Source organism: Actibacterium sp. D185-2 (assembly GCF_054954595.1).
Window position 1 is genome coordinate 106,445 of record NZ_JBPWNX010000005.1, and the last position, 24,801, is coordinate 131,245.

Genomic DNA, 24,801 nt, shown 5'->3' on the forward strand with positions numbered 1-24,801 from the left:
CCTATTCCACGGTCACGGATTTTGCCAGATTGCGCGGCTGGTCCACATCGGTGCCCTTGGCCACGGCGGTGTGATAGGCCAGAAGCTGCGCCGGAAGCGCATAGAGGATTGGCGCGTAAAGCTCTGATACCTCGGGCAGAATGATGGTTTGCCACACACCTTCGCCGGCCTCCCGCGCGCCCTGGGCGTTGGTGATCAGAACCACCTTGCCGCCGCGGGCCAGCACCTCCTGCATGTTCGATACGGTCTTGTCGAACAGCCGGTCATGCGGGGCCATCACGATCACCGGAACCGCCTTGTCGACCAGCGCGATGGGTCCGTGTTTCAGTTCCCCAGATGCATAACCTTCGGCGTGTATATAGCTGATTTCTTTCAGTTTAAGGGCGCCCTCAAGGGCCAGGGGAAACATTGCGCCGCGGCCCAGGAACAGCACATCGCGGGTTTCGGCCAGCTTGCGGGCGACGGCCCTGATCTCCTTGCTCAGGCCCAGCGTGATGTTCATCAGCCCCGGCAGATTCTGCAACGCGACCAGATGCTGCGCCAACTCGTCCGGCTCCAGCCGGCCACGCGCCACCGCCGCCTTCAGCGCCAGCACCGCCAGCACCGTCAACTGGCAGGTGAACGCCTTGGTCGAGGCGACGCCGATCTCGACCCCGGCCAGAATCGGCAGCGCCAGATCGCTTTGCCGCGCGATCGAACTTTCGGCCACGTTGACGATCGACAGGATCTTGTCGGCCTTGCCGTCGCAATAGCGCAGCGCGGCCAGCGTGTCGGCGGTTTCGCCCGACTGGCTGACGAACAGCGCCAGGGTGCGGGCGGGGATGGGCGGTTCGCGATAGCGGAATTCCGACGCCACATCGACATCGACCGGCAGCCTGGCGATCTGTTCGAACCAGTATTTCGCAGTCAGGCAGGCCAGATAGGCGGTGCCGCAGGCGACCATGGTGATCCGGTCATAGGCGGTGAAATCCAGATCGGCCTCCAGCGCGATGTCGCGGCCGTCATCGCTCAGGTAATGCCGGATCGCATCGCCCAGAACGGCGGGTTGCTCGGCGATTTCCTTGGCCATGAAATGCTTGTGTCCGGCCTTTTCGACCCGGGTCGCGTCGATCTGGATGGTTTTGACCGCGCGGTTGACCAGCCGGCCCTGCGCATCGGTGATCTCGGCGCCGGCGCGGGTGATCACGGCGCGGTCGCCCTCTTCCAGATAGGTGATGCGGTCGGTCAGCGGGGCCAGCGCGATTGCGTCCGAGCCCACGAACATCTCGCCGTCGCCATGGCCCACGGCCAGCGGCGAACCCTTGCGCGCGGCGATCAGAAGGTCGGGTTCGCCGTCAAACAGAAAACACAGGGCAAAGGCACCCTCCAGCCGGTCGATGGTCTGCATCGCCGCGTCGCGCGGGGCCAGCCCCTGATCCAGATAGGACCGGGCCAGAAGCGCCACGGTTTCGGTGTCGGTTTCGGTCTCGAACGGGATGCCCTGCGCGGCCAGCTCGGTGCGCAGTTCGCGGAAATTTTCGATGATGCCGTTATGCACCACCGCCGCCGGCCCCGAGCGGTGCGGATGCGCGTTGCAGACGTTGGGCGCGCCATGGGTGGCCCAGCGGGTATGACCGATCCCGGCCTTGCCCGGCAACGGGTCATGCACCAGAAGATCGCTGAGGTTGACCAGCTTGCCCACCGCGCGGCGGCGGTCCAGATGGCCGTCGTTCACGGTGGCGATCCCGGCGCTGTCATAGCCGCGATATTCCAGCCGCTTCAGCGCCTCAACGATGATCGGGGCAACTTCGTGATCGCCCAGAACCCCTACAATACCGCACATTAGATTTCCTCTCTGTGCCGCTTTTCTTTTGCAGCCTTTAACTTTTCGAACATCCGGCGCGCGAAGCCCGGTTTGATCTCCTGCCGCGCGCGCCCCAGGGCCAGCGCCCCCGCGGGTACGTCCGAGGTGATCACCGAGCCCGACCCCGTCATCGCTTCGTCGCCGATACGGACCGGGGCCACCAGCATCGTGTCCGACCCGATGAAGACCCGCGCGCCGATTTCCGTCCGGTGCTTGAAGACACCGTCGTAATTGCAGGTGATCGTGCCCGCGCCGATATTGGTGGCCTCGCCGACCGAGGCGTCGCCGATATAGCTGAGGTGATTGATCTTGGCGCCTGCGTCGACGGTTGTATTCTTGATCTCGACGAAGTTGCCGATATGCACGTTCTCGGCCAACTCGGCGCCGGGGCGCAGGCGTGCATAGGGGCCGACCGTGGCGCCGCGCGACACATGGCAGCCTTCCAGATGCGAAAACGCCCGGATGCGCGCGCCGGATTCGATGGTGACCTCGGGGCCGAAGATCACATTCGGCTCGATCAGCGCGTCGCGGCCGATCACCGTGTCATGCGCGAAAAAGACGGTGTCAGGTGCAATCAGCGTCACGCCGTTATCCAGCGCCTCGGCTCGGGCGCGGGCTTGAAACGCGGCCTCGGCCCCGGCCAGTTGGGCGCGGGTGTTCACGCCCATGGTTTCGGCCTCGTCGCAGGTGACGGCGGTGGCCGACAGCCCGCGCGCGCGGGCCAGCTCCACGATATCGGTCAGATAGTATTCGCCCGCCGCATTGTCATTCGACAGCCCGTCGACCAAGCCTATAAGAGTCTGTGTATTGGCCATGATAACCCCGCTGTTACAAATGGTTACAGCGCGTTCCTCATCTGAGGCATCCTTGAACTCGACGATCCGCTCCAGCGCGTCACCGGCCATCATCAATCGGCCATAGCGGCCCGGATCGGCGGCCTCGAACCCCAGTACCACAACATCATGGCGGCCCCGCGCCGCCGCCATCGCGGCCAGCGTGTCGGGCTGGATGAAGGGTGTGTCGCCATAGAGAACCACCGCGTCGCCCGCGAACTCCGCCAGGGCCGCGCGCGCCTGGGCCACTGCATGGCCGGTGCCCAGCTGTTGTTCCTGCAGCACCACAGTGACATCCGGGTCATGGCCGCGGGCGGCGGCGGCCACCGCCTCGGCGCCGTGGCCCGCGACGATTACGCAGCGTTCGGGGTCCAGTGCTGCGCCGGATTTCATGGCGTGGACCAGTAGCGGGGCGCCCGCGATGGGGTGCAGCACCTTCGGCAGGTCGGAATTCATCCGGCTGCCCTGGCCCGCGGCAAGGATGATAAGCGCTGTCGGCATGGTCCGCCCTTTTCTTCTGCTGCCGCACCTTTTATCGGGGTTATGCCCGATCGCAAGGGAAAGGCGGATCAAAAGGCGTTTCGCCGGATTTCAACGCTCGGCGGAAACATGCCAAGGGGGTGCGCAATGCGGACGGTGATTTTCGATCTGGATGGCACGCTGGCCGATACCAGCGGTGATTTGATCGCCGCGGCCAATGCCTGTTTCGCAGAGCTGGATCTGGGCGCGCCGCTAGACCCCATCGCGGATCAGGCCACCGCGTTTCGCGGCGGGCGGGCGATGCTGCGGCTGGGGTTCGAACGGGTGTGCCCTGGCTGGACCGAGGCCGATGTGGACGCGCAGTTCCCGCTGCTGCTGGTCGCTTACGGCGCCGCGATCGATGTGCATACCAGACTTTACCCCGGCGCGGTGGCGGCGGTGGAACGGCTGCGCGGTGCGGGGGTGGCGGTGGGAATCTGCACCAACAAGCCCGAGGCGCTGGCCGAAACCTTGCTTGCGCGGCTCGGGGTGCGCGATCTGTTCGGCGCGGTGATTGGGGCCGACACGCTGCCGGTGCGCAAGCCGGACCCGGCCCCCTATCGCGCGGCGGTGACGGGGGCGGGCGGGGTGGTGGCGCGCTCGATGCTGGTGGGCGATACGGCCACTGACCGCGACACCGCGCGCGCCGCCGGTGTGCCCTGCGCGCTGGTCACCTTCGGTCCGGACGGGCAAGGCGTGGCGGGGCTGGTCCCCGAGGCACTGCTGGATCATTATGACGACCTGTTCGATATTGCCCGGCGCCTGCTGCCTGACTGAACTTTGCCGAATTGTGATCGGCCCTGCGGCCCGATCAGGTCTTTTGCCTCGCCGGCTGCGCCGCCTCAGGTTTGAGTATTTAGACCGAGAAGAAGCCCCTTCTTCTTGGTGAAAATACTCCTGCCGGAGGCAACCTGAGGCGGCGCAGCCGACGAGGTATGAAAATGGCGCGGCACGCGCCGCCTTTTCGAAGCGATTGACCTTGACCGCAAGCCATGCCCAAGGTGGTCGCTATGAGCGAGATTTTCAAAGGCAGTTTCACCCAGCAGCCGCCGATCCCGGAAAAGGGGATCGAGGCGGCCGTCGCGGTGATGCGCCATGGTCGACTGCACCGCTATAACCTGATCGGCGATGAGGCGGGCGAGGTTGCGCTTCTGGAGGAGGAGTTCGCCGTCGCGATGGGGGGGAACTACTGTCTGGCGGTGGCGTCGGGCGGCTATGCGATGGGCTGCGCCCTGCGCGCGCTTGGGGTCGGTCCAGGCGACAAGGTGCTGACCAACGCTTTCACCCTGGCGCCGGTGCCGGGCGCGATTGTCAGTCTGGGGGCGGTGCCGGTCTTTGTCGAGGTGACCGAGGCGCTGACCATCGACCTGACCCATCTGGCGCGGATGATCGGCGAGAGTGGCGCGCGCGTGCTGCTGCTGAGCCATATGCGCGGTCATGTCTGCGACATGGATGCGCTGATGGCGCTTTGCGACGGCGCGGGTGTGGTGGTGGTCGAGGATTGTGCGCATACGATGGGGGCCGCGTGGAACGGGGTGCCGTCGGGGCGGCACGGGCGTATGGCCTGCTATTCCACCCAGACCTACAAGCACATGAATTCGGGCGAGGGTGGCTTGCTGATCTCGGACGATGCCGATCTGATGGCGCGGGCGGTTTTGCTGTCGGGCTCCTATATGCTGTACGGGCGCCACCGCGCCGCGCCGCCGTCCGAAGCGTTCGAGGCGGTGCGGCTGGATGTGCCCAACATTTCCGGCCGGATGGACAATCTGCGCGCCGCGATCCTGCGTCCGCAGTTGCGCGCGCTGGCCGGGCGGTGTGCCACATGGACCGCGCTTTACCGTGTGGTCGAGGCCGGGCTGGAGCATGTGCCGGGCCTGACCCTGATCCGCCGCCCGGCGGCAGAGCGGTTCGTGGGGTCGTCGTTCCAGTTTCTGCTGAAGGGCTGGCGCGGGCCGATGGTGCGCGATCTGCTGGCGCGCTGCGGCGCGCGCGGGGTCGAGCTGAAATGGTTCGGTGCCGACGATCCGGTGGCCTTCACCTCGCGCTATGACCACTGGCGCTATGCCGCGCCGCCGCGCCTGCCGCAGACCGACGCGGTGCTGGCCGGGCTGGTGGACATGCGCCTGCCGCTGAGCTTTTCGCGTGCCGACTGCGAACAGATCGCGCGGATCATCCGGGCCGAGGTCGGGGCCGTGTGGCAGGGTGGCCGTCAATCCCCGGAGTGATAGAGCGGTACCGTCGAGATCGACATCTTGGCCGAGCCTTCGGTCAGTTCGCGCGCATGAGCCAGATAGATCAGGGTCTGGTTTTCCGCGTCGAAGATGCGCCTGATGCGCAGCGATTTCAGGATGATCGAGCGGCGTTCGCGGAACAGTTCTTCGCCGCCGGGGCTGCGGTCGATCTCGCCGATCACGATCGGGCCGGTCTGACGGCAGGCGATCGAGGAATTTGACGGGTCCTCGAACCAGTTTCCCTGGCTCAGCCGGTCCAGCACCGAACGGTCGAAATAGGCGATGTGGCAGGTCACGCCCTGCACGCCCGGATCGGCAACCGCCTCGATGATGATGTCGTTGCCGACCCAGTCCACGCCGACCTTGCCCACGGATTCGGACAGGGCGGGCGCGGCCAGGGCGATCGTGGCGGCGGCGGCTGTGAGGAGGGGTCTGAACATGATGTTGAGTCCTTGCTGACGGTCATGGGTACAATGCGCAAATCGCGCGAAAGTTCAAAGACATGCGTTTCGCGCCGGCTGTGGGACGACTCGGCGGGCGGGGCGGGTCCGCCTTAACCGGGCGCATAAAAGTATGCCATTTCGAAAATCTCAAGGAACAAAGGGTGTTGTGCCTGCCCCGCTCGGTTGACCCGGTAGAATACCGGGAGTAAACCAGCCAGAGATGACAAGAGCGCGCCGAGTCCGGCTGACCGAAATGGGAGAGACGCTTTGGATGATCTGTTAAGGGAATACCTGCCAATCATCGTTTTTCTTGGCCTTGCAGTCGGGCTGGGGCTGGTGCTGCTGGTCTCTGCAATGGTGCTGGCCATCAGCAACCCCGACCCTGAAAAGGTGTCCGCCTATGAATGCGGGTTCAACGCGTTCGACGATGCGCGGATGAAATTCGATGTCCGGTTCTATCTGGTGTCGATCCTGTTCATCATCTTCGACCTTGAAATCGCCTTTCTGTTCCCCTGGGCCGTGTCCTTCGGGGATCTGAGCGCGGTCGGGTTCTGGTCGATGATGGTGTTTCTGGGCGTGCTGACCATCGGCTTTGCCTATGAGTGGAAGAAAGGAGCCCTGGAATGGGAGTGAGCACCGCCGTCAACACCGCCGGCCCGGATCGCGAGCACGCCACCCAGGTGCTGAACAAGGAATTGCAGGACAAGGGATTCCTGCTGACCTCGACCGAGGATATCATCAACTGGGCGCGCACCGGCAGCCTGCACTGGATGACCTTCGGTCTGGCCTGTTGCGCGGTCGAGATGATGCAATCCTCGATGCCGCGCTATGACCTTGAACGCTATGGCACCGCACCGCGCGCCAGCCCGCGCCAGTCCGATCTGATGATCGTGGCCGGCACGCTGACCAACAAGATGGCCCCGGCGTTGCGCAAGGTGTACGATCAGATGCCCGAGCCGCGCTATGTGATCTCGATGGGGTCATGTGCCAATGGCGGCGGGTATTATCATTACTCCTATTCCGTCGTGCGCGGCTGCGACCGGATCGTTCCGGTGGATATCTATGTGCCCGGCTGCCCGCCCACCGCAGAGGCGCTGGTCTATGGCATCCTGCAGTTGTCGCGTAAAATCCGCCGTACCGGCACGATCGCGAGGTAAGCCAAATGTCCGACATGTCCGACGCCCTGAACGAGCTTGGCGGCCATATCGCCCTGAAGCGCCCGGATCACGTGTTGTCCTATGCGGTCACGCTGGATGAGCTGACGGTGGAAACCACGCCAAGCGCGCTGGTCGCGCTGGTCGAATTCCTGAAGACCGACGCCACCTGCCGGTTTTCGTCGCTGATCGATGTCACCGCCGTGGATCACCCCGAGCGCGAGGCGCGGTTCGATATGGTCTATCATTTCCTGTCGATGTATCAAAACCACCGCATCCGTCTGAAATGCGCCGTGCGCGAGGATACGATGGTGCCCTCGATCACCGGGGTGCATCCGGCCGCAAACTGGTTCGAGCGCGAAGTGTTCGACATGTTCGGCATCCTGTTTTCGGGCCATCCCGATCTGCGCCGGTTGCTGACGGACTATGGCTTTCGCGGTCATCCGCTGCGCAAGGATTTCCCGACCACCGGCTATACCGAGGTGCGCTATGACGAAGAGCAGAAACGGGTGGTCTATGAACCCGTCAGCCTGGTGCAGGAATACCGGCAGTTTGATTTCATGAGCCCCTGGGAAGGGGCCCAGTACATCCTGCCCGGGGATGAAAAGACCAACGGGGCGAAAGGGTAAGGCCGCGATGCCAAAGGCGAGACGGATGACCGGGCGCGCAGTGCCATGCCCCATTGCTGACACAACCGGCGGATATTTTGCCCGCGCGGAGGGGCGTCTGCAAAGGATGGCCGGAATGTCTTCGGATATGCGGTTTCCAGACCTTCTGCGGGATTTTGCGATGCGGCTGGCCAGATGCCGCCGCGCCGCAGGGGACCGCGTCTTGACAGCCCGCGCCGGAGCATTCTCCGGGCGCAGTGTTTTGCGCGCCGCGGCCGTGCCGCTGCGCAACGAGGTTTTCGTGGCCGGCCCGGGCCGGTATGCCGGATTGCGGCATGCCAACAGGGCGGGGGTGTAAGATGATGGATGGCAATTTCGACGACGCGCTGACCGGCGAGCAGAAGATCCGCAACTTCAACATCAATTTCGGGCCGCAGCACCCGGCGGCGCATGGCGTGCTGCGCATGGTGCTGGAGCTGGACGGCGAGATCGTGGAACGCGCCGATCCGCATGTCGGCCTGCTGCATCGCGGCACCGAAAAGCTGATGGAAAGCCGCACCTATCTGCAGAATCTGCCCTATCTGGACCGGCTCGATTACGTGGCGCCGATGAATCAGGAACATGCCTGGTGTCTGGCGATCGAAAAGCTGACCGGCACGGTGGTGCCGCGCCGCGCCAGCCTGATCCGGGTTCTGTTCTGCGAAATCGGGCGGATCCTGAACCACCTGATGAACGTCACCACCCAGGCCATGGATGTGGGCGCGCTGACGCCGCCGCTGTGGGGCTTCACCGCCCGCGAAGAACTGATGGTGTTCTATGAACGCGCCAGCGGCGGGCGGCTGCATGCGGCCTATTTCCGGCCCGGCGGTGTGCATCAGGATCTGACGCCCAAGCTGATCGACGATATCGACGCGTGGACCCAGGGTTTTCCGACGCTGCTGGACGATATTTCCGGGCTGCTGACCGAGAACCGCATTTTCAAGCAGCGCAACGTCGATATCGGCGTCGTCACCGAAGAGGATATCCAGAACTGGGGCTATTCGGGGGTGATGGTGCGCGGTTCGGGTCTGGCCTGGGATTTGCGCCGGGCGCAGCCCTATGAATGCTATGACGAGTTCGAGTTCCAGATCCCCGTGGGCAAGAACGGCGATTGCTATGACCGCTATCTGTGCCGGATGGAAGAGATGCGCCAGTCGACCCTGATCATCCGTCAGGCCATCGCCAAGCTGCGGGCCGAACCGGGTGACGTGCTGGCGCGCGGCAAGTTGACGCCGCCGACCCGCGGCGAGATGAAGACCTCGATGGAAGCGCTGATCCATCACTTCAAGCTGTATACCGAAGGCTTCCATGTGCCCGCCGGCGAGGTTTATGCCGCGGTCGAGGCGCCGAAGGGCGAATTCGGCGTCTATATGGTGTCCGACGGCAGCAATCGGCCGTACCGCGCCAAGCTGCGCGCGCCGGGCTATCTGCATCTGCAATCCATGGATCATGTGGCCAAAGGTCACCAGCTGGCCGATATCTCTGCGATCATCGGCACCATGGATATCGTGTTCGGCGAGGTGGACCGATGATCCCGACCGCCGATCATACCGGAATTTCTGGGTGGGGACCCACCGGGCAGGGGCCATATGCGCCCCGCACCCGTCTTGCACTGCCGGGCCGAACCCCCGGCATGAAGGAGACTATCCAATGACGACCATTTTCAAGAGTGCCGCCTTTTGCCTGGCTGTCCTTCCCACCGCCGCCCTTGCGCAAACCTATGAGCCGACCGATGACGAGTTGCAGACCTTCCGCGACGCGATCATCGAAATCGGCTGCACCATCGACACCGACGCGCGTGCGACCGCCGTCGAAACCGCGACCGGCTATGACGAAGAGGTGCTGGAAGCCATCGTCGAGAAGCTTCGCATCTATCAGGAAATCGTCGATGCCTCCGAACAGGGCGGCATTACCCTTCTCTCGGGAGATTGTACAAACTAATGCTCCGCCGTCTGCATCACGAACAGCCCGATAGCTTTGCCTTCACCCAGGCCAACTTGGCCTGGGCCGAGGCGCAGGTGACCAAATATCCCGCGGGCCGTCAGGCCAGCGCGATCATCCCGCTGTTGTGGCGGGCGCAGGAACAGGAGGGGTGGCTGTCGCGCCCGGCGATCGAATATGTGGCTGACATGCTTGGCATGGCCCGTATCCGCGCGCTGGAGGTGGCCACCTTCTATTTCATGTTCCAACTCGCGCCGGTCGGGTCGGTCGCCAACATCCAGATCTGCGGCACCACGTCGTGCATGATCTGCGGCGCCGAGGATCTGATCGGGGTGTGCCGGGAAAAGATTGCAGACAAACCGCACCAGCTCTCTGCCGACGGCAAGTTCAGCTGGGAAGAGGTCGAATGCCTGGGCGCGTGCACCAACGCGCCGATGGCCCAGATCGGCAAGGATTACTACGAGGATCTGACTGCCGCGCGGCTGGCCGAGATTATAGATGAACTGGCCGCGGGCGCGGTGCCGGTGCCGGGGCCGCAGAACGGGCGCTATGCGTCCGAGCCGCTGGCCGGGCTGACCAGCCTGACCGAATTCGACAGCGGTCACACGCAATATAACGCCTCGGTGCAGCGCGCGGTGGATCTGGGCGATACCGTCAAGCGGATCGATGGCACCGAAGCGCCGCTGCTGGCGCCCTGGGGCAAGCAAAGCGGCGCGGCCACCGATGGCCCCGCGACGCCGGATGAACCCGTTCTAGCCGAAGACGTGCCCGCCGATGAAACCGGGGTCGACACGCGCGAAGCCCCGGTCGAAAGCAAGGGGATGCCGGAAACCGGCGCAGTGGCCGAGGCCGCCGAAGCGCCGACAGGCGAAGGGACCCGGCCCGCCACGCTGGACGCCCCGCGCGAAGGCGGCGCGGACGATCTGAAGTTGATCAAGGGCGTGGGCCCCAAGCTGGAGCTGCTGCTGCACAGTCTGGGCTTTTATCATTTCGATCAAATCGGCGGCTGGAGCGCCGAGGAGATCGCCTGGGTTGACCAGAATCTGGAAGGGTTCAAGGGGCGGGTCAGCCGCGACAACTGGGTCGATCAGGCCCGGACGCTGGCCGAGGGGGGAGAGACGGAATTCTCGGGCCGCGTCAAGAAGGACGATGTCTATTAAGGGCACGCGAAAAACTGGCTAAGGGGGAACGGAAGATGGAAGAGACACAAGAAGGGCTGGGCTGTCCGCTGAAACTCTGGATCGTTGCGGCGATCGTGGGGTTTGTGGTCACGCTCTTTTTGTTGTTCAGCGGCTATGCTTGGCTGGCCGCGATCTTCCTTGGTGTGGTCACGACCGGCCTGTTGGGGCTGTTGCTGACCTGGCTGATCTGCCACCCGGGCGAGCGTGTGCGCGCGGCCCCGGCGACCGAGCCGGTGGATCCGCTGACGCTGATCGCGGGCGAGGCAGATACGCAGGAGGCTGCAGCCCCCGCCCCCGCTGCCGCCGCACCGATGGCCGCTGCAACGCCGTCGCCGGTCGCACAACAGCCCGAATCCGCGGCATCCGCGCCGGTTGCTGCCGCGCCGGGCGCAGGCACCCGGCCTGCGGCGCTGGACGGCCCGCGCGCGGGTGGTGCGGATGATCTGAAGAAAATCAAGGGCGTCGGCCCCAAGCTGGAACTGCTGCTCAACAGTCTGGGCTTTTATCATTTCGATCAGGTCGCGGGCTGGTCGGCGGACGAGATCGCCTGGGTCGATCAGAACCTTGCGGGGTTCAAGGGCCGGGTGACGCGCGACGACTGGGTGGCACAGGCAAAGACATTGGCCGCAGGCGGTGAAACCGCCTTTTCGCAAAAGGTCGAAAAGGGCGGCGTGTATTGAGGTGAACATGACACGGGGGCAAGATCAGGACAAAGCCATTGCGCGCCAGGGCCGTCAGGTGGCACTGGTGATTGCGGGCACGATCATCCTGTGGCTGGCCGCCCAGTGGATCGGGGGGCAGGTTGGCCTGCCTGTCCGCTATGTGTTTCTGTTCGACATGGCTGCGCTGGCGGGGCTGTTCTGGGCACTGGTGGTGACATATCAGATCTGGCGCAAGCGCCGGGAGAATTGAGGGTTTGCAATGCTGAAGGACGAAGACCGTATCTTCACCAATCTCTACGGTATGGATGAGCGCACGCTTGCCGGTGCCCGCCGCCGGGGCCATTGGGACGGCACCGCCGGGATCATCGAGAAGGGGCGCGACTGGATCATCGACGAGATGAAGGCCAGCGGGCTGCGCGGGCGCGGCGGGGCGGGCTTTCCGACCGGTCTGAAATGGTCCTTCATGCCGAAGGAAAGCGATGGCCGCCCGCATTACCTGGTGATCAACGCCGACGAATCCGAACCCGCGACCTGCAAGGACCGCGAAATCATGCGCCACGATCCGCACACGCTGATCGAGGGTGCGCTGATCGCCAGCTTCGCCATGGGCGCGCATGCCAGCTATATCTACATTCGCGGCGAATATATCCGCGAGCGCGAGGCGCTGCAGGCCGCGATCGACGAGGCCTATGACGCCGGTCTTCTGGGTCGCAACGCCGCCGGAACCGGCTGGGATTTCGACCTGTACCTGCATCACGGCGCCGGCGCCTATATCTGCGGCGAGGAAACCGCCCTGCTGGAAAGCCTCGAGGGCAAGAAGGGCATGCCGCGCATGAAACCGCCGTTCCCGGCGGGGGCGGGCCTTTATGGCTGCCCGACCACGGTGAACAACGTCGAATCCATCGCCGTCGTGCCGACCATCCTGCGCCGGGGCGGCGCGTGGTTTTCCAGCTTCGGTCGGCCCAACAACGTGGGCACCAAGCTGTTTGCGATGACCGGCCATGTGAACACGCCCTGCGTGGTCGAGGAAGCCATGTCGATGTCGATGCGCGAGATGATCGAAAAGCACGGCGGCGGCATCCGCGGCGGCTGGGATAACCTCAAGGCGATCATCCCCGGCGGCGCATCCTGCCCGGTTCTGCCCAAGGACATGTGCGAAGACGCGATCATGGATTTCGACTGGATGCGCGAGAATAAATCCTCGCTCGGCACCGGCTGCATGATCGTGATGGATCAAAGCACGGATGTGATCAAGGCGATCTGGCGGCTGGCCAAATTCTTCAAGCACGAAAGCTGCGGCCAGTGCACGCCCTGCCGCGAAGGCACCGGCTGGATGATGCGGGTGATGGAGCGGCTGGTGACCGGCGAGGCCGAGGTTGAGGAAATCGACATGCTGCTGGATGTGACCAAGCAGGTCGAGGGCCACACGATCTGCGCCCTGGGCGACGCGGCGGCCTGGCCCATTCAGGGCCTGATCCGGCATTTCCGGGACGAGATCGAGGACCGGATCAAATACAAGCGCACCGGGCGCGTCAGTGCCGTAGCGGCGGAGTAAAACGGATGAGATCGCATTCTTACGAGGTGACAGGTTTTCCGGCGCTGGTGATGATGACCATCCCGGCGCTGATCCTGATCATCCCGTTCTTCCAGTTGTGGAAACGCACGGGGCATAGCGGCTGGATCTCGCTTTTGATGGTGATCCCGGTCGTCAACTTGATCATGGTTTATGTTCTGGCCTTCAAGGACTGGCCGGCAGAGTCGCGAAAGGGGCCGGATCTCTGATGCTGACACCGGACCATCATCTTGCCGAGCTGAACTTCGGCACACTCAAATACGGGTGGGATGATCCGCGAACCAAGGGGTTCGTGGAGGGGCTGGATTTGGTCAATGGTCTGGCCGAGGCAAGCGATGGCTTTATCTGGCGCCTGGGTGACGATGACATGGATCAGGCGCAGAACGATGCTGCGGGTGTCTTTGGCGGTGATCCCAATACCGCCTCGACCCTGTCGGTCTGGCGCGATGTCGAAAGCCTGGAGCATTTCGTGTGGAACACGGTGCATCGCCGGTTTTATGAGCGTAAGGCCGAATGGTATGACGTCGCGGGCAACGGCAATTTCGTGATGTGGTGGGTGCCTGCGGGGCATCGCCCGACCCTGACGGAAGGCATGGCGCGGTTTCGCCACTGGCAGGCGCATGGCAATACCGATCACGCCTTTGGCTGGGATCATCTGCGCGCGGCGCATCTGTGGAAGACGCGGGCCTGTTCACATGTGGCGGGATCCGCATGACCGGGGGCAAGGCATATCACGATGGCGGGCGGCGGGTTTTGGCCGGTATTTCCGCGCGTTATTGCATAACGGCCCTTGCGTGCCTCTCCTTTCCTGGGAAAGGAGACCACGAATGACCCAACTCACCAAACAGATCCTTGCCGCGATGGCGGCGCTTGCGATCCCCGCCGCCTCGGGCGCGGTCGCGGCCAACAGCCTGCGCGAGCATAAGCAGATCAACGACGGGCTGGCGGTTATCGCCGCCGCCGACATGATCCGCAAGAATTGCGAAACCGTCGATCCGCGGATGATCCGCGCCTATGGCTTCATGCAGTCGCTGAAAGGCACCGCCAACGCGGCCGGGTTCAGCGATGACGAAATCGAGGCCTTCGTGGAAGACAAGGCCGAAAAGGCGCGTGTCGAAGCGGCGGCGCGGGCCTATCTTGCCACCCTTGGCGCTGATCCCGCGACGCCGCAAAGCTATTGCGCCGCGGGCCTTTACGAAATCGAACGAAACAGCCAGATCGGCGTCCTGCTGAAAGCGAAGTGAGTGCACATGTCGGACCTGCGGAAAATCATCATTGACGGGCGCGAGATCGAGGTTGATCCCGCCATGACCCTGATTCAGGCCTGCGAGCAGGTGGGCATCGAAGTGCCGCGCTTTTGCTATCACGAACGGTTGTCGATCGCGGGTAACTGCCGGATGTGTCTGGTCGAGGTCGTGGGCGGCCCGCCGAAGCCCGCCGCGAGCTGCGCGATGCAGGTCAAGGATCTGCGCCCCGGCCCCGAAGGCGCACCGCCGCAGGTCAGGACCAACTCGCCCATGGTCAAGAAGGCCCGCGAAGGGGTGATGGAGTTCCTGCTGATCAACCACCCGCTCGATTGCCCGATCTGCGATCAGGGCGGTGAATGCGACCTGCAGGATCAGGCGATGGCTTACGGTGTCGATTTCAGCCGCTACCGCGAACCCAAGCGCGCGACCGAGGATCTGGATCTGGGTCCGTTGGTCGAAACCCACATGACGCGCTGCATTTCCTGCACCCGCTGTGTGCGGTTCACGACCGAGGTTGCCGGCATCACCCAGATGGGTCAGACCGGACGCGGCGAAGATGCCGAGATCACCAGCTATCTGGGTCAGACCCTGGACAGCAACATGCAGGGCAACATCATCGACCTGTGCCCGGTGGGCGCGCTGGTCAGCAAGCCCTATGCCTTCACCGCCCGTCCGTGGGAACTGACCAAGACCGAATCCATCGACGTGATGGATGCGCTGGGCAGCAATATCCGCGTCGATACCAAGGGCCGCGAAGTGATGCGGTTCCTGCCGCGCAACCACGACGGCGTGAACGAGGAATGGATTTCCGACAAGACCCGCTTTGTGTGGGACGGGCTGCGCCGCCAGCGGCTGGACACGCCCTATATCCGCGAAAACGGCAAGTTGCGCCCGGTCAGCTGGCCCGAGGCGCTGGCCGCCGCCGCCGCCGCGATGAAGGGGCAGAAGGTTGCGGGGCTGGTGGGCGATCTGGCCCCGGTCGAGGCTGCCTTTGCGCTGAGACAGCTGGTCGAAGGGCAGGGCGGCAGCGTCGAATGTCGCGTCGATGGCGCCAAGCTGCCTGCGGGCAACCGTTCGGCCTATGTTGGCACCGCGCGGATCGAGGATATCGACACCGCCAGGCACATCTACCTGATCGGCACCAACCCGCGCGTCGAGGCGCCGGTGCTGGATGCGCGGATCCGCAAGGCCTGGCTGGCGGGCGCCGAGGTGCATGTGATCGGCAAGGGGGCGGATCTGACCTATGACGTGACCAATCACGGGCCGGGCCGGCTGGTGGTCAACCGCCTGCTGAACGCGGGACAGCCGCAAGAGGGCGCGCTGGTCATTCTGGGGCAGGGCGCGATTCAGGAAGGCGATGGTGCGGGTGTGATCGGCCAGGTCATGGCGCTGGCCGGGGCGCTGGGTGCCGGGTTCCTGATGCTGCACACCGCCGCCGCGCGCGTGGGCGCGATGGATGTGGGTGCGGTGACCGAGGGCGGCATCGATGCCGCGCTGGACGGGGCCGGGGTGGTTTACAATCTGGGCGCCGACGAAATCGACATCGCCGCGGGCCCCTTCGTGATCTATCAGGGCAGCCATGGCGACCGCGGCGCGCACCGGGCCGATGTGATCCTGCCGGGTGCGGCCTATACCGAAGAGCAGGGCCTGTTCGTCAATACCGAGGGCCGCCCGCAGCTGGCGTTGCGCGCCGGCTTTCCGCCGGGCCAGGCCAAGGAAAACTGGGCCATCCTGCGTGCCCTGTCGGCCGAGTTGGGCGCGGTGCTGCCCTATGACAGTCTGGCGCAGCTGCGTCAGGGGTTGGTGGCCGAGGTGCCGCATCTGGCGCTGATCGACAGCGTGCCGGAAAACGCCTGGACGCCGCTGCCGGCGGGGCCGCTGGAAAAGGGTCATTTCCGTATGGCGGTGTCGGATTTCTATCTGACCAACCCGATCGCGCGGGCCTCTGCGCTGATGGCCGAGCTGAGCGCGGGTGCGTTGGCGCGGCGTAGCACGCCGGTCGCGGCGGAATAGGGCCGGGGATGATGCGATCCGCGCTTTCCCTTCTGGCGATGCTGGCCGTTTTCGGCGGGCAGGCGGGCTGTGCGCCCGCGCCGGGGGGCGTGGTGGCGCAGGCGGATTTCGCGCCCGGTTATCTGGGCGTCGAGACGCGGCTTCTGGACGGCGATCTGGTCAATTTCGTGGTTCGGATGCAGGGTGCGCGCGGACAGGACGACGTGGCGGATTACGCCCGATGCGCGGCGGCGCAGTACACGCTGATCCGGGGCTACGGATTTGCGCGACATGTGCGGACGAATGTCGCACAAGAGGGTGGCGTTTGGCAGGCAGATGCTGTTTACACCATCTCGCCTGCCCTGCCACGCGGCGTGCAGACCATCGACGCGGAAGTGGTGGTGGCAAACTGCGCCGATGAAGGGATACCGACGGTGTGAAAGGCTGAACAATGGTCGAATTCTTCACGACAACCAATCTGGGGATCGCGTTGCTTATTCTGGGGCAATGCCTGTTGGTGGTTGTCCCGCTTCTGGTGGCGCTTGCCTTCCTGATGTATGCCGACCGCAAGGTCTGGGCCGCGGTCCAGATGCGCAAGGGTCCCAACGTCGTCGGCGCCTTCGGCCTGCTGCAATCCTTCGCCGATTTCATCAAATACATCTTCAAAGAGGTGGTGATCCCCGCCGGGGCCGACAAGGTCGTGTTCCTGCTGGCGCCGCTGATCAGCTTTGTCATGGCGATGATCGCCTGGGCGGTGGTGCCGTTCAACGACGGCTGGGTGGTCGCCGATATCAACGTCGCGATCCTGTATATCTTCGCGATCTCGTCGCTCGAGGTGTACGGCGTGATCATGGGCGGCTGGGCGTCGAACTCCAAATACCCATTCCTCGGCTCGCTTCGCTCCGCCGCGCAGATGATTTCCTATGAGGTCAGCATCGGCCTGATCCTGATCGGGGTGATCCTGTCCACCGGGTCGCTGAACCTGTCCGATATCGTCCGCGCGCAGGATGGCAATTACGGGCTGTTCAGCTGGTACTGGCTGCCGCATCTGCCGATGGTGGTGCTGTTCTTCGTTTCGGCGCTGGCCGAAACCAACCGCCCGCCCTTCGATCTGCCCGAGGCCGAATCGGAACTGGTCGCCGGCTATCAGGTGGAATATTCCGCCACCCCCTTCCTGCTGTTCATGATCGGCGAGTTGACGGCGGTGGTGCTGATGTGCGCGCTGATGACGCTGCTGTTCTTCGGCGGCTGGCTGTCGCCCATTCCCGGCCTGGCCGACGGGTTCCTGTGGATGGTGCTGAAGATGGCGCTTTGCTTCTTCATGTTCGCGATGGTCAAGGCGATCGTGCCGCGCTACCGCTATGACCAGTTGATGCGCCTGGGCTGGAAAGTGTTCCTGCCGATGTCGCTGGGCTGGGTCGTGCTGGTGTCGTTCTTCGCCCATTTCGAACTTTTCGGCGGGGCCTATGCCCGCTGGGCTATCGGAGGCTGATATGGCAATCGACTATACCCGCGCCGCGAAATACTTTTTGCTGGCTGACTTTTTCAACGGCTTCCGGCTGGGTCTGAAGTATTTCTTTCAGCCAGCCGAGACGATCAACTATCCGCATGAAAAGGGTCCGCTGTCGCCCCGGTTCCGCGGCGAACACGCGCTGCGCCGCTATCCCAATGGCGAAGAGCGCTGCATCGCCTGCAAGCTGTGCGAGGCGATCTGCCCGGCGCAGGCGATCACCATTGACGCCGAACCGCGCGAGGATGGCAGCCGCCGCACCACGCGCTATGACATCGACATGACCAAATGCATCTATTGCGGCTTCTGCCAGGAGGCCTGCCCGGTGGATGCGATCGTCGAGGGGCCGAATTTCGAATTCTCGACCGAAACCCGCGAAGAGCTGTTCTATGACAAGCAGAAACTGCTTGATAACGGCGAGCGCTGGGAAGCAGAGATCGCGCGCAACCTGGAACTGGATGCGCCGTACAGATGACCGATTTCGCAAAACTCTTTGAGCAGATGATGGAGCAGAGCCACGCCATGGCCCGGGCCTTCAACCCGGCGTTGGAAAGTTTTCAGGTGACCGGCTTCGACAATCTGATGCCGACCATGCCCAAGAATTTCATGGACATGATGTGGGGCAATGCCTTCAACAAGGACGGGCTGGACGCCAAGACCCGGCTGCTGGTGGTTCTGGCGGGGCTGACGGTGCTGGGCGCCCAGGCCGAGCCGCAGTTCAAGATGACGGTGCGCCACGCGCTGGAGGCCGGCGCCAGCCAGAAGGAAGTGGCCGAGGTGATCTATCAGATGGCGATGCTGGGCGGTATTCCCGCCATGACCCATGCGCTGCGCCTGGCGCAGGACGTGTTCAAGGATAACGAGGAGGACAACGCATGAGCGTGGCCGATCTTGCCTTCTATCTGTTCGCCATCACGGTGGTGGTGGCGGGGCTTTTCGTGGTTGTGGCCAAGAACCCGGTGCATTCGGTGCTGTGGCTGATCCTGGCCTTTCTGTCGGCGGCGGGGCTGTTCGTGCTGCTGGGGGCCGAGTTCGTGGCGATGCTTCTGATCATCGTCTATGTCGGCGCGGTCGCGGTGCTGTTCCTGTTCGTGGTGATGATGCTGGATGTCGATTTCGCCGAGCTGAAGGGCGAAATGGCGCGCTATGTGCCGCTGGCCGGGCTGATCGGCGTGGTCTTGCTGATGGAACTGGGCATGGTGTTCGGCAGCTGGCATATCAGCGACGCGGCGCTTGCGGCGCGCGACGCGGTGGCCCCGGCCCCCGGCGACGTGCAAAACACCGCCGCGCTGGGGCAGCTGATCTATGACGATTACATCTACCTGTTTCAGTCTGCGGGGCTGATCCTGCTGGTGGCGATGATCGGGGCGATCGTGCTGACGCTGCGCCACCGCCCCGATATCAAGCGTCAGGATATCCTGGCGCAGATTTACCGCGACCCGGCAAAGGCGATGGAACTGAAAGACGTGAAACCGGGGCAGGGGCTTTAGGCCCGCGCAACACCCCGGAGGCAAGGACGAGGGACATGATCGGACTGGAACATTACCTGGCGGTTGGGGCGGCGCTGTTCGTCATCGGGATTTTCGGCATCTTCCTGAACCGGAAGAACGTCATCGTCATCCTGATGTCGATCGAGCTGATGCTGCTGGCGGTCAATATCAACTTCGTCGCCGCGTCGGCCTTTCTGGGCGATCTGGTGGGGCAGGTGTTCACCCTGTTCGTGCTGACCGTCGCCGCCGCCGAGGCCGCCATCGGTCTGGCCATTCTGGTCTGTTTCTTCCGCACCCGCGGCTCGATCGCGGTCGAAGACGTCAATGTGATGAAGGGGTAAGCGAGAATGGTTGGCATCATCCTCTTCGCGCCGCTGGTCGGCGCCCTGATCGGCGGGTTCGGCTGGCGCATCATCGGTGAAAAAGGCGCGATGTGGGTCACCACGGGCCTTTTGTTCCTGTCGGCGCTGCTCAGCTGGATCGTGTTTCTGAGCTTCGACGGCACGACCGAGCACATCCAGATCCTGCGCTGGATCGAAAGCGGATCGCTGGTGACCGACTGGGCGATCCGGCTGGATCGGCTGACGGCGATCATGCTGATCGTGGTCACCACGGTGTCGTCGCTGGTGCACCTCTACAGCTTCGGCTACATGGAGCACGATCCACAATGGGGCGCGGACGAACCCTATAAGGCGCGCTTCTTCGCCTATCTGTCGTTCTTCACCTTCGCCATGCTGGCGCTGGTCACCGCCGACAACCTGCTGCAGATGTTCTTCGGCTGGGAAGGGGTCGGCGTCGCATCATACCTGCTGATCGGGTTCTACTGGAAGAAGCCCTCGGCCAATGCCGCCGCGATGAAGGCGTTCATCGTCAACCGGGTCGGCGATTTCGGCTTTCTGCTGGGCATGTTCGCGCTGTTCTTTTTGACCGACAGCCTGCTGTTCGACGACGTGTTCGCCGCGGCCCCCGCCCTGGCCAATACCAACCTGACCTTCCTGTGGACCGACTGGAACGCGGCCAACCTGATCGGGGTTCTGCTGTTCATCGGCGCGATGGGCAAATCGGCGCAGTTGTTCCTGCATACCTGGCTGCCCGACGCGATGGAGGGCCCGACGCCGGTGTCGGCGCTGATCCACGCCGCGACCATGGTCACCGCCGGTGTGTTCCTGGTGTGCCGCATGTCGCCGCTGATGGAATATGCGCCCGGTGCGATGGCCTTCATCGTGGTGATCGGCGCCACCACCGCGTTTTTCGCCGCGACCGTGGGTCTGGTGCAGAACGACATCAAGCGCGTCATCGCCTATTCGACCTGTTCGCAGCTGGGCTATATGTTCGTGGCGGCGGGGTCGGGCGTCTATTCGGCGGCGATGTTCCACCTGCTGACGCATGCGTTCTTCAAGGCGATGCTGTTCCTTGGGGCCGGGTCGGTGATCCATGCGATGCATCACGAACAGGACATGCGCAACTATGGCGCGTTGCGCGCCAAGATCCCCTATACGTTCTGGGCGATGATGATCGGCACGCTGGCGATCACCGGTGTGGGCATTCCGCTGACCGGGATCGGCTTTGCCGGGTTCCTGTCCAAGGATGCGATCATCGAAAGCGCCTGGGCCGGCGGGTCGGCCTATGCCTTCTGGCTGCTGGTGATCGCGGCCTGCTTCACCAGTTTCTATTCCTGGCGGCTGATGTTCCTGACCTTCTTTGGCACGGCGCGCGGCGACAAGCACACCCATGACCACGCGCATGAAAGCCCGATGGTCATGCTGGTGCCGCTGGGCGTTCTGGCGCTGGGGGCGGTGTTCTCCGGCATGGTCTGGTACGGCTCGTTCTTCGGCGATCACGACAAGCTGACCCGTTTCTTCGGCATCGCCGCGCATGAAACCGAAATGGCTGCGGGCCATGGCGAAGAGGCCGCACCGGCCGATACCCATGCCACGGCCGAGGCCCCGGCGGCAGAGGCCGGTCACGCCACCACCGCGATGGTGGAGGGGGCGGGCCACACCGCAGCCGCCGACCTGCATATCGGCACCGCGCCGCAAGGGGCGATCTTCATGGGCCCCGATAACCATGTGATCGACGAGGCGCATCATGCGCCGGTCTGGGTCAAGGTCTCGCCCTTCATCGCGATGCTGTTTGGCTTTGTCGTGGCCTATCTGTTCTACATCGTGAACCCGGCCCTGCCCAAGCGCCTGGCCACAAGCCAGCGCCCGCTGTACCTGTTCCTGCTGAACAAGTGGTATTTCGACGAAGTCTACGACTTCCTGATTGTCCAGCCGGTGAAGCGGCTGGGTGGCTTTCTGTGGCGGCGCGGCGACGGCAACGTGATCGACGGCACGATCAACGGCGTGGCGATGGGCATCGTGCCCTTCTTCACCCGGCTCGCCGGGCGGGCGCAGTCGGGCTATCTGTTCCATTACGCATTCGCCATGGTGATCGGGATCGTGGTTCTGATCACCTGGATGTCCATTGCCAGCGGGGGCGCGCACTGATGGAAAACCTTCTGTCCATGATCACCTTCATCCCGCTGATCGCAGCGGCGGTGCTGGCCTTCTTCCTGCGCGGCGAAGACGAGGCGGCGCAGCGCAACGCCAAATGGGTCGCGCTGATCGCCACATCGCTGACCTTTCTGGTGTCGCTGTTCCTGCTGTTCGGGTTCGATCCGTCCGACACCGGCTTTCAGTTCGTGGAAGAGCGTGACTGGCTGATGGGGCTGAAATACAAGATGGGCGTGGACGGGATTTCGATCCTGTTCGTGATGCTGACCACCTTCCTGATGCCGATCACCATCGGCGCCTGCTGGGGGGTTACCCACCGGGTCAAGGAATACATGATCGCCTTTCTGGTGCTGGAAACCCTGATGCTGGGCGTGTTCTGCGCGCTTGATCTGGTGCTGTTCTATCTGTTTTTCGAGGGTGGCCTGATCCCGATGTTCCTGATCATCGGCATCTGGGGCGGCAAGAACCGCATCTATGCGGCATTCAAGTTCTTCCTCTATACCTTCTTCGGCTCGGTGCTGATGCTGGTGGCGATGATCGCCATGTATATGAATGCGGGCACCACCGATATTCCGACCCTGCTGATGCATGACTTCAGCTCTGGCACGATCAGCGTGCTGGGCTGGCAGATCATGGGCGGATTGCAGACGCTGCTGTGGCTGGCCTTCTTCGCCAGTTTCGCGGTGAAGATGCCGATGTGGCCGGTGCACACCTGGCTGCCCGATGCACACGTTCAGGCGCCCACCGCCGGGTCCGTGGTGCTGGCCGCGATCCTGCTGAAGATGGGCGGCTATGGCTTCCTGCGCTTTTCCCTGCCGATGTTCCCGGTCGCAAGCGATCTGCTGGCCCCCATGGTGCTGTGGCTGTCGGCGATCGCCGTCGTCTATACCAGCCTGGTGGCGCTGGTGCAGTCGGACATGAAAAAGCTGATCGCCTATTCGTCGGTCGCGCATATGGGCTATGTCACCATGGGCATTTTCGCCGCCAACCAGCAGGGCGTCGATGGCGCGATCTTTCAGATGATCAGCCACGGCTTCGTGTCGGGCGCACTGTTCCTGTGCGTGGGCGTGATCTATGACCGGATGCACACGCGCGAGATCGACGCCTACGGCGGCCTCGTGAACCGGATGCCGGCCTATGCGCTGATCTTCATGCTGTTCACCATGGCCAATGTCGGCCTGCCGGGCACCAGCGGGTTCGTGGGCGAGTTCCTGACCTTGATGGGTGTGTTTCAGGTCAACACCTGGGTCGCCGCCGTGGCCGCGACCGGTGTGATCCTGTCGGCGGGCTATGCGCTGTGGCTGTACCGCCGGGTCGTCTTTGGCGATCTGATCAAGGAAAGCCTGAAGACGATCACCGACATGACCGGCCGCGAGCGGGCGATCTTTGCGCCGCTTGTGGTCATGACCCTGCTGCTGGGCGTCTACCCGCGCCTGGTGACCGATATCATCGGCCCCTCGGTCGAGGCGCTCGTTTCCAACCATCAGACGGCGCTGCTCGACAGCGGCTCGGCCGTCCAGCTTGTCCAGAACTGAAGGGGAGAGCGATGATCTCTGCCGATATCTCCACCGTCCTGCCGGAACTGCTGCTGGCGGTCTATGCCATGGGCGCGCTGCTGTTTGCGGTTTACACGGGCAAGGACAGGATGACGCCGTTGCTGACCTGGGCAACCTCGGGGGTCTTCGTCGTGCTGGCGATCTGGATCGGGTTCGGCGGCGGCGCGGGCCAGGCCGCGTTCGACGGCGCTTTCATCGATGACGGGTTCGCGCGGTTCGCCAAGGTGGTGATCCTGCTGTCGGCGGCGGCGGTGCTGCTGATGAGCCAGGGCTATATGGCGCGGCTGGATCTGGACCGGTTCGAATATCCGGTGCTGGTGGCGCTGGCGGTCGTGGGCATGATGATGATGGTTTCGGCCGGCAACCTGATGTCGCTTTATATGGGGCTGGAGCTGCAGTCGCTGGCGCTGTACGTCGTGGCCAGCCTGCGTCGCGACAGCGTCAAATCGACCGAGGCGGGGCTGAAATACTTCGTCCTTGGCGCGCTGTCGTCGGGGATGCTGCTGTATGGCGCGTCGCTGACTTATGCCTTTACCGGGACCACGCAGTTTTCGGGCATCATCGCCGCCGCCTCGGACGGGGCGATGCCGCTGGGCCTGCTGTTCGGGCTGATCTTCCTGATCACCGGGCTGGCCTTCAAGGTCTCGGCGGTGCCGTTTCACATGTGGACACCCGATGTCTATGAAGGTTCGCCGACGCCGGTTACCGCCTTCTTTGCCACCGCGCCGAAAATGGCGGCGATGGGCCTGTTCGCCCGGGTGTTGTTCGATGCGTTCGGCGGGGCCACCCATGACTGGGGCCAGGTGATCGCGCTGCTGTCGGTGCTGTCGATGGGGCTGGGCGCGGTCGCGGCGATCGGTCAGCGCAACATCAAGCGGCTGATGGCTTATTCCTCGATCACGCATATGGGCTTTGCCCTGATGGCGCTGGCCGCCGGGACGGCGGGCGGCGTGCAGGCGATGCTGATCTACATGGCGATCTATGTGACGATGAATGTGGGCGTTTTCGCCTTCATCCTGAGCATGGAGCGCGACGGCAAGCCGGTGACCGACATCACCGCGCTGAACATGTATTCCGCGCGCGAGCCGCTGAAGGCGCTGGCGATGATGGTGCTGCTGTTCAGCCTGGCGGGTGTGCCGCCGCTGGTGGGCTTTTTCGGCAAGTTCTATGTGCTGAAGGCCGCGGTGGACGCGCATATGGTCTGGCTGGCCGTTGCCGGGGTGCTCGCCTCGGTGATCGGGGCGTTCTATTACCTGCGGATCATCTATTACATGTATTTCGGCGACGAGCAGAAGGCCGGGCTGGACGGGTCCATGAACCCGGTGCTCTGGGGCTTTCTGATGGCTTCGGCGGCGGTGATGGTGATCGGCGTGGTCAACCTGTTCGGGGTCGAGGGGCTGGCGCAGGCGGCAGCGCAGACCCTTGTCAACTGACACCTGGCCCGCGGGCTATGGCCTGCTGGAGCTGACCCAGACCGACAGCAC

The 24,801-nt window shown here is 63.8% G+C and carries 27 protein-coding genes; 24 read left to right on the top strand and 3 right to left on the bottom strand.

Annotated elements, in window-relative coordinates:
• Position 1: 1 nt before the first annotated feature.
• Both glmS and glmU read right to left on the bottom strand, forming a co-directional pair.
• The gene (gene glmS, locus ACSR1C_RS10895) at positions 2-1,822 is read right to left on the bottom strand and encodes a glutamine--fructose-6-phosphate transaminase (isomerizing) (RefSeq protein ID WP_460259443.1); all 1,821 of its coding nucleotides are present in this window, start codon (positions 1,820-1,822) and stop codon (positions 2-4) included.
• Positions 1,822-3,177, bottom strand: coding sequence for a bifunctional UDP-N-acetylglucosamine diphosphorylase/glucosamine-1-phosphate N-acetyltransferase GlmU (gene glmU / locus ACSR1C_RS10900; RefSeq protein WP_460259442.1), 1,356 nt, complete (start codon positions 3,175-3,177; stop codon positions 1,822-1,824). Before glmU ends, glmS begins: the two co-directional genes overlap by 1 nt.
• Before the next feature lie 126 nt (positions 3,178-3,303).
• Between glmU and ACSR1C_RS10905 the strand changes: the two genes are divergently transcribed.
• Both ACSR1C_RS10905 and ACSR1C_RS10910 read left to right on the top strand, forming a co-directional pair.
• Complete coding sequence (locus tag ACSR1C_RS10905) at positions 3,304-3,972, top strand: HAD-IA family hydrolase (protein WP_460259441.1); 669 nt, start codon at positions 3,304-3,306, stop codon at positions 3,970-3,972.
• Positions 3,973-4,205: 233 nt separating this feature from the next.
• Positions 4,206-5,420 carry a DegT/DnrJ/EryC1/StrS family aminotransferase gene (locus ACSR1C_RS10910; protein ID WP_460259440.1) on the top strand — a complete coding sequence of 405 codons (1,215 nt, stop codon included), beginning with the start codon at positions 4,206-4,208 and terminating at the stop codon, positions 5,418-5,420.
• Here ACSR1C_RS10910 and ACSR1C_RS10915 read toward each other — a convergent pair.
• Positions 5,405-5,866, bottom strand: coding sequence for a CreA family protein (locus tag ACSR1C_RS10915; RefSeq protein ID WP_460259439.1), 462 nt, complete (start codon positions 5,864-5,866; stop codon positions 5,405-5,407). The genes ACSR1C_RS10910 and ACSR1C_RS10915 overlap by 16 nt on opposite strands.
• Positions 5,867-6,136: 270 nt before the next feature.
• Between ACSR1C_RS10915 and ACSR1C_RS10920 the strand changes: the two genes are divergently transcribed.
• From ACSR1C_RS10920 to nuoN, 22 genes are all read left to right on the top strand, one after another.
• The gene (locus ACSR1C_RS10920) at positions 6,137-6,502 is read left to right on the top strand and encodes an NADH-quinone oxidoreductase subunit A (RefSeq protein ID WP_460259438.1); all 366 of its coding nucleotides are present in this window, start codon (positions 6,137-6,139) and stop codon (positions 6,500-6,502) included.
• Positions 6,493-7,026 (top strand): NuoB/complex I 20 kDa subunit family protein, encoded by a 534-nt coding sequence (locus ACSR1C_RS10925; RefSeq protein ID WP_460259437.1) that lies wholly within the window; start codon positions 6,493-6,495, stop codon positions 7,024-7,026. Before ACSR1C_RS10920 ends, ACSR1C_RS10925 begins: the two co-directional genes overlap by 10 nt.
• A 14-nt stretch (positions 7,027-7,040) precedes the next feature.
• Positions 7,041-7,652 carry an NADH-quinone oxidoreductase subunit C gene (locus ACSR1C_RS10930; RefSeq protein ID WP_460259556.1) on the top strand — a complete coding sequence of 204 codons (612 nt, stop codon included), beginning with the start codon at positions 7,041-7,043 and terminating at the stop codon, positions 7,650-7,652.
• Between the two features lie 341 nt (positions 7,653-7,993).
• Positions 7,994-9,202, top strand: coding sequence for an NADH-quinone oxidoreductase subunit D (locus ACSR1C_RS10935; RefSeq protein WP_460259555.1), 1,209 nt, complete (start codon positions 7,994-7,996; stop codon positions 9,200-9,202).
• A gap of 118 nt (positions 9,203-9,320) precedes the next feature.
• Positions 9,321-9,611: a hypothetical protein gene (locus tag ACSR1C_RS10940; protein ID WP_460259436.1), complete on the top strand. Its 291-nt coding sequence runs from the start codon at positions 9,321-9,323 to the stop codon at positions 9,609-9,611.
• Positions 9,611-10,771 (top strand): NADH-quinone oxidoreductase subunit E, encoded by a 1,161-nt coding sequence (locus tag ACSR1C_RS10945; RefSeq protein ID WP_460259435.1) that lies wholly within the window; start codon positions 9,611-9,613, stop codon positions 10,769-10,771. Before ACSR1C_RS10940 ends, ACSR1C_RS10945 begins: the two co-directional genes overlap by 1 nt.
• A 35-nt stretch (positions 10,772-10,806) precedes the next feature.
• The gene (locus ACSR1C_RS10950) at positions 10,807-11,472 is read left to right on the top strand and encodes a hypothetical protein (RefSeq protein ID WP_460259434.1); all 666 of its coding nucleotides are present in this window, start codon (positions 10,807-10,809) and stop codon (positions 11,470-11,472) included.
• 7 nt (positions 11,473-11,479) lie between these two features.
• Entirely contained in the window at positions 11,480-11,704 is a 225-nt protein-coding gene (locus ACSR1C_RS10955; RefSeq protein ID WP_460259433.1) for a DUF5337 domain-containing protein, read from the top strand.
• Between the two features lie 9 nt (positions 11,705-11,713).
• A complete protein-coding gene (gene nuoF / locus ACSR1C_RS10960) occupies positions 11,714-13,009 on the top strand; it encodes an NADH-quinone oxidoreductase subunit NuoF (protein ID WP_460259432.1) in 1,296 nt (431 codons plus the stop codon).
• Positions 13,010-13,014: 5 nt separating this feature from the next.
• Complete coding sequence (locus ACSR1C_RS10965; RefSeq protein WP_460259431.1) at positions 13,015-13,236, top strand: DUF805 domain-containing protein; 222 nt, start codon at positions 13,015-13,017, stop codon at positions 13,234-13,236.
• Positions 13,236-13,742 (top strand): DUF3291 domain-containing protein, encoded by a 507-nt coding sequence (locus ACSR1C_RS10970; RefSeq protein ID WP_460259430.1) that lies wholly within the window; start codon positions 13,236-13,238, stop codon positions 13,740-13,742. The genes ACSR1C_RS10965 and ACSR1C_RS10970 overlap by 1 nt, the downstream gene beginning before the upstream one ends.
• 112 nt (positions 13,743-13,854) lie before the next feature.
• A complete protein-coding gene (locus ACSR1C_RS10975; protein WP_460259429.1) occupies positions 13,855-14,271 on the top strand; it encodes a DUF5333 domain-containing protein in 417 nt (138 codons plus the stop codon).
• 6 nt (positions 14,272-14,277) lie between these two features.
• Positions 14,278-16,287 (top strand): NADH-quinone oxidoreductase subunit NuoG, encoded by a 2,010-nt coding sequence (nuoG, locus tag ACSR1C_RS10980; RefSeq protein WP_460259428.1) that lies wholly within the window; start codon positions 14,278-14,280, stop codon positions 16,285-16,287.
• Between the two features lie 11 nt (positions 16,288-16,298).
• On the top strand, positions 16,299-16,706 hold the full coding sequence (locus ACSR1C_RS10985; protein WP_460259554.1) for a hypothetical protein: 408 nt from the start codon (positions 16,299-16,301) through the stop codon (positions 16,704-16,706).
• A gap of 11 nt (positions 16,707-16,717) precedes the next feature.
• Positions 16,718-17,758 (top strand): NADH-quinone oxidoreductase subunit NuoH, encoded by a 1,041-nt coding sequence (gene nuoH / locus ACSR1C_RS10990; protein WP_460259427.1) that lies wholly within the window; start codon positions 16,718-16,720, stop codon positions 17,756-17,758.
• A gap of 1 nt (position 17,759) precedes the next feature.
• The gene (gene nuoI / locus ACSR1C_RS10995; RefSeq protein WP_460259426.1) at positions 17,760-18,251 is read left to right on the top strand and encodes an NADH-quinone oxidoreductase subunit NuoI; all 492 of its coding nucleotides are present in this window, start codon (positions 17,760-17,762) and stop codon (positions 18,249-18,251) included.
• The gene (locus tag ACSR1C_RS11000; protein ID WP_460259425.1) at positions 18,248-18,655 is read left to right on the top strand and encodes a carboxymuconolactone decarboxylase family protein; all 408 of its coding nucleotides are present in this window, start codon (positions 18,248-18,250) and stop codon (positions 18,653-18,655) included. Before nuoI ends, ACSR1C_RS11000 begins: the two co-directional genes overlap by 4 nt.
• Positions 18,652-19,266 carry an NADH-quinone oxidoreductase subunit J gene (locus ACSR1C_RS11005; RefSeq protein WP_460259424.1) on the top strand — a complete coding sequence of 205 codons (615 nt, stop codon included), beginning with the start codon at positions 18,652-18,654 and terminating at the stop codon, positions 19,264-19,266. The genes ACSR1C_RS11000 and ACSR1C_RS11005 overlap by 4 nt, the downstream gene beginning before the upstream one ends.
• Positions 19,267-19,301: 35 nt before the next feature.
• Complete coding sequence (gene nuoK / locus ACSR1C_RS11010) at positions 19,302-19,607, top strand: NADH-quinone oxidoreductase subunit NuoK (protein WP_460259423.1); 306 nt, start codon at positions 19,302-19,304, stop codon at positions 19,605-19,607.
• A 6-nt stretch (positions 19,608-19,613) separates the two neighbouring features.
• Positions 19,614-21,755 carry an NADH-quinone oxidoreductase subunit L gene (gene nuoL / locus ACSR1C_RS11015; RefSeq protein ID WP_460259422.1) on the top strand — a complete coding sequence of 714 codons (2,142 nt, stop codon included), beginning with the start codon at positions 19,614-19,616 and terminating at the stop codon, positions 21,753-21,755.
• Complete coding sequence (locus ACSR1C_RS11020) at positions 21,755-23,296, top strand: NADH-quinone oxidoreductase subunit M (RefSeq protein ID WP_460259421.1); 1,542 nt, start codon at positions 21,755-21,757, stop codon at positions 23,294-23,296. The genes nuoL and ACSR1C_RS11020 overlap by 1 nt, the downstream gene beginning before the upstream one ends.
• An 11-nt stretch (positions 23,297-23,307) precedes the next feature.
• Entirely contained in the window at positions 23,308-24,750 is a 1,443-nt protein-coding gene (nuoN, locus tag ACSR1C_RS11025; RefSeq protein ID WP_460259420.1) for an NADH-quinone oxidoreductase subunit NuoN, read from the top strand.
• Positions 24,751-24,801: the final 51 nt, after the last annotated feature.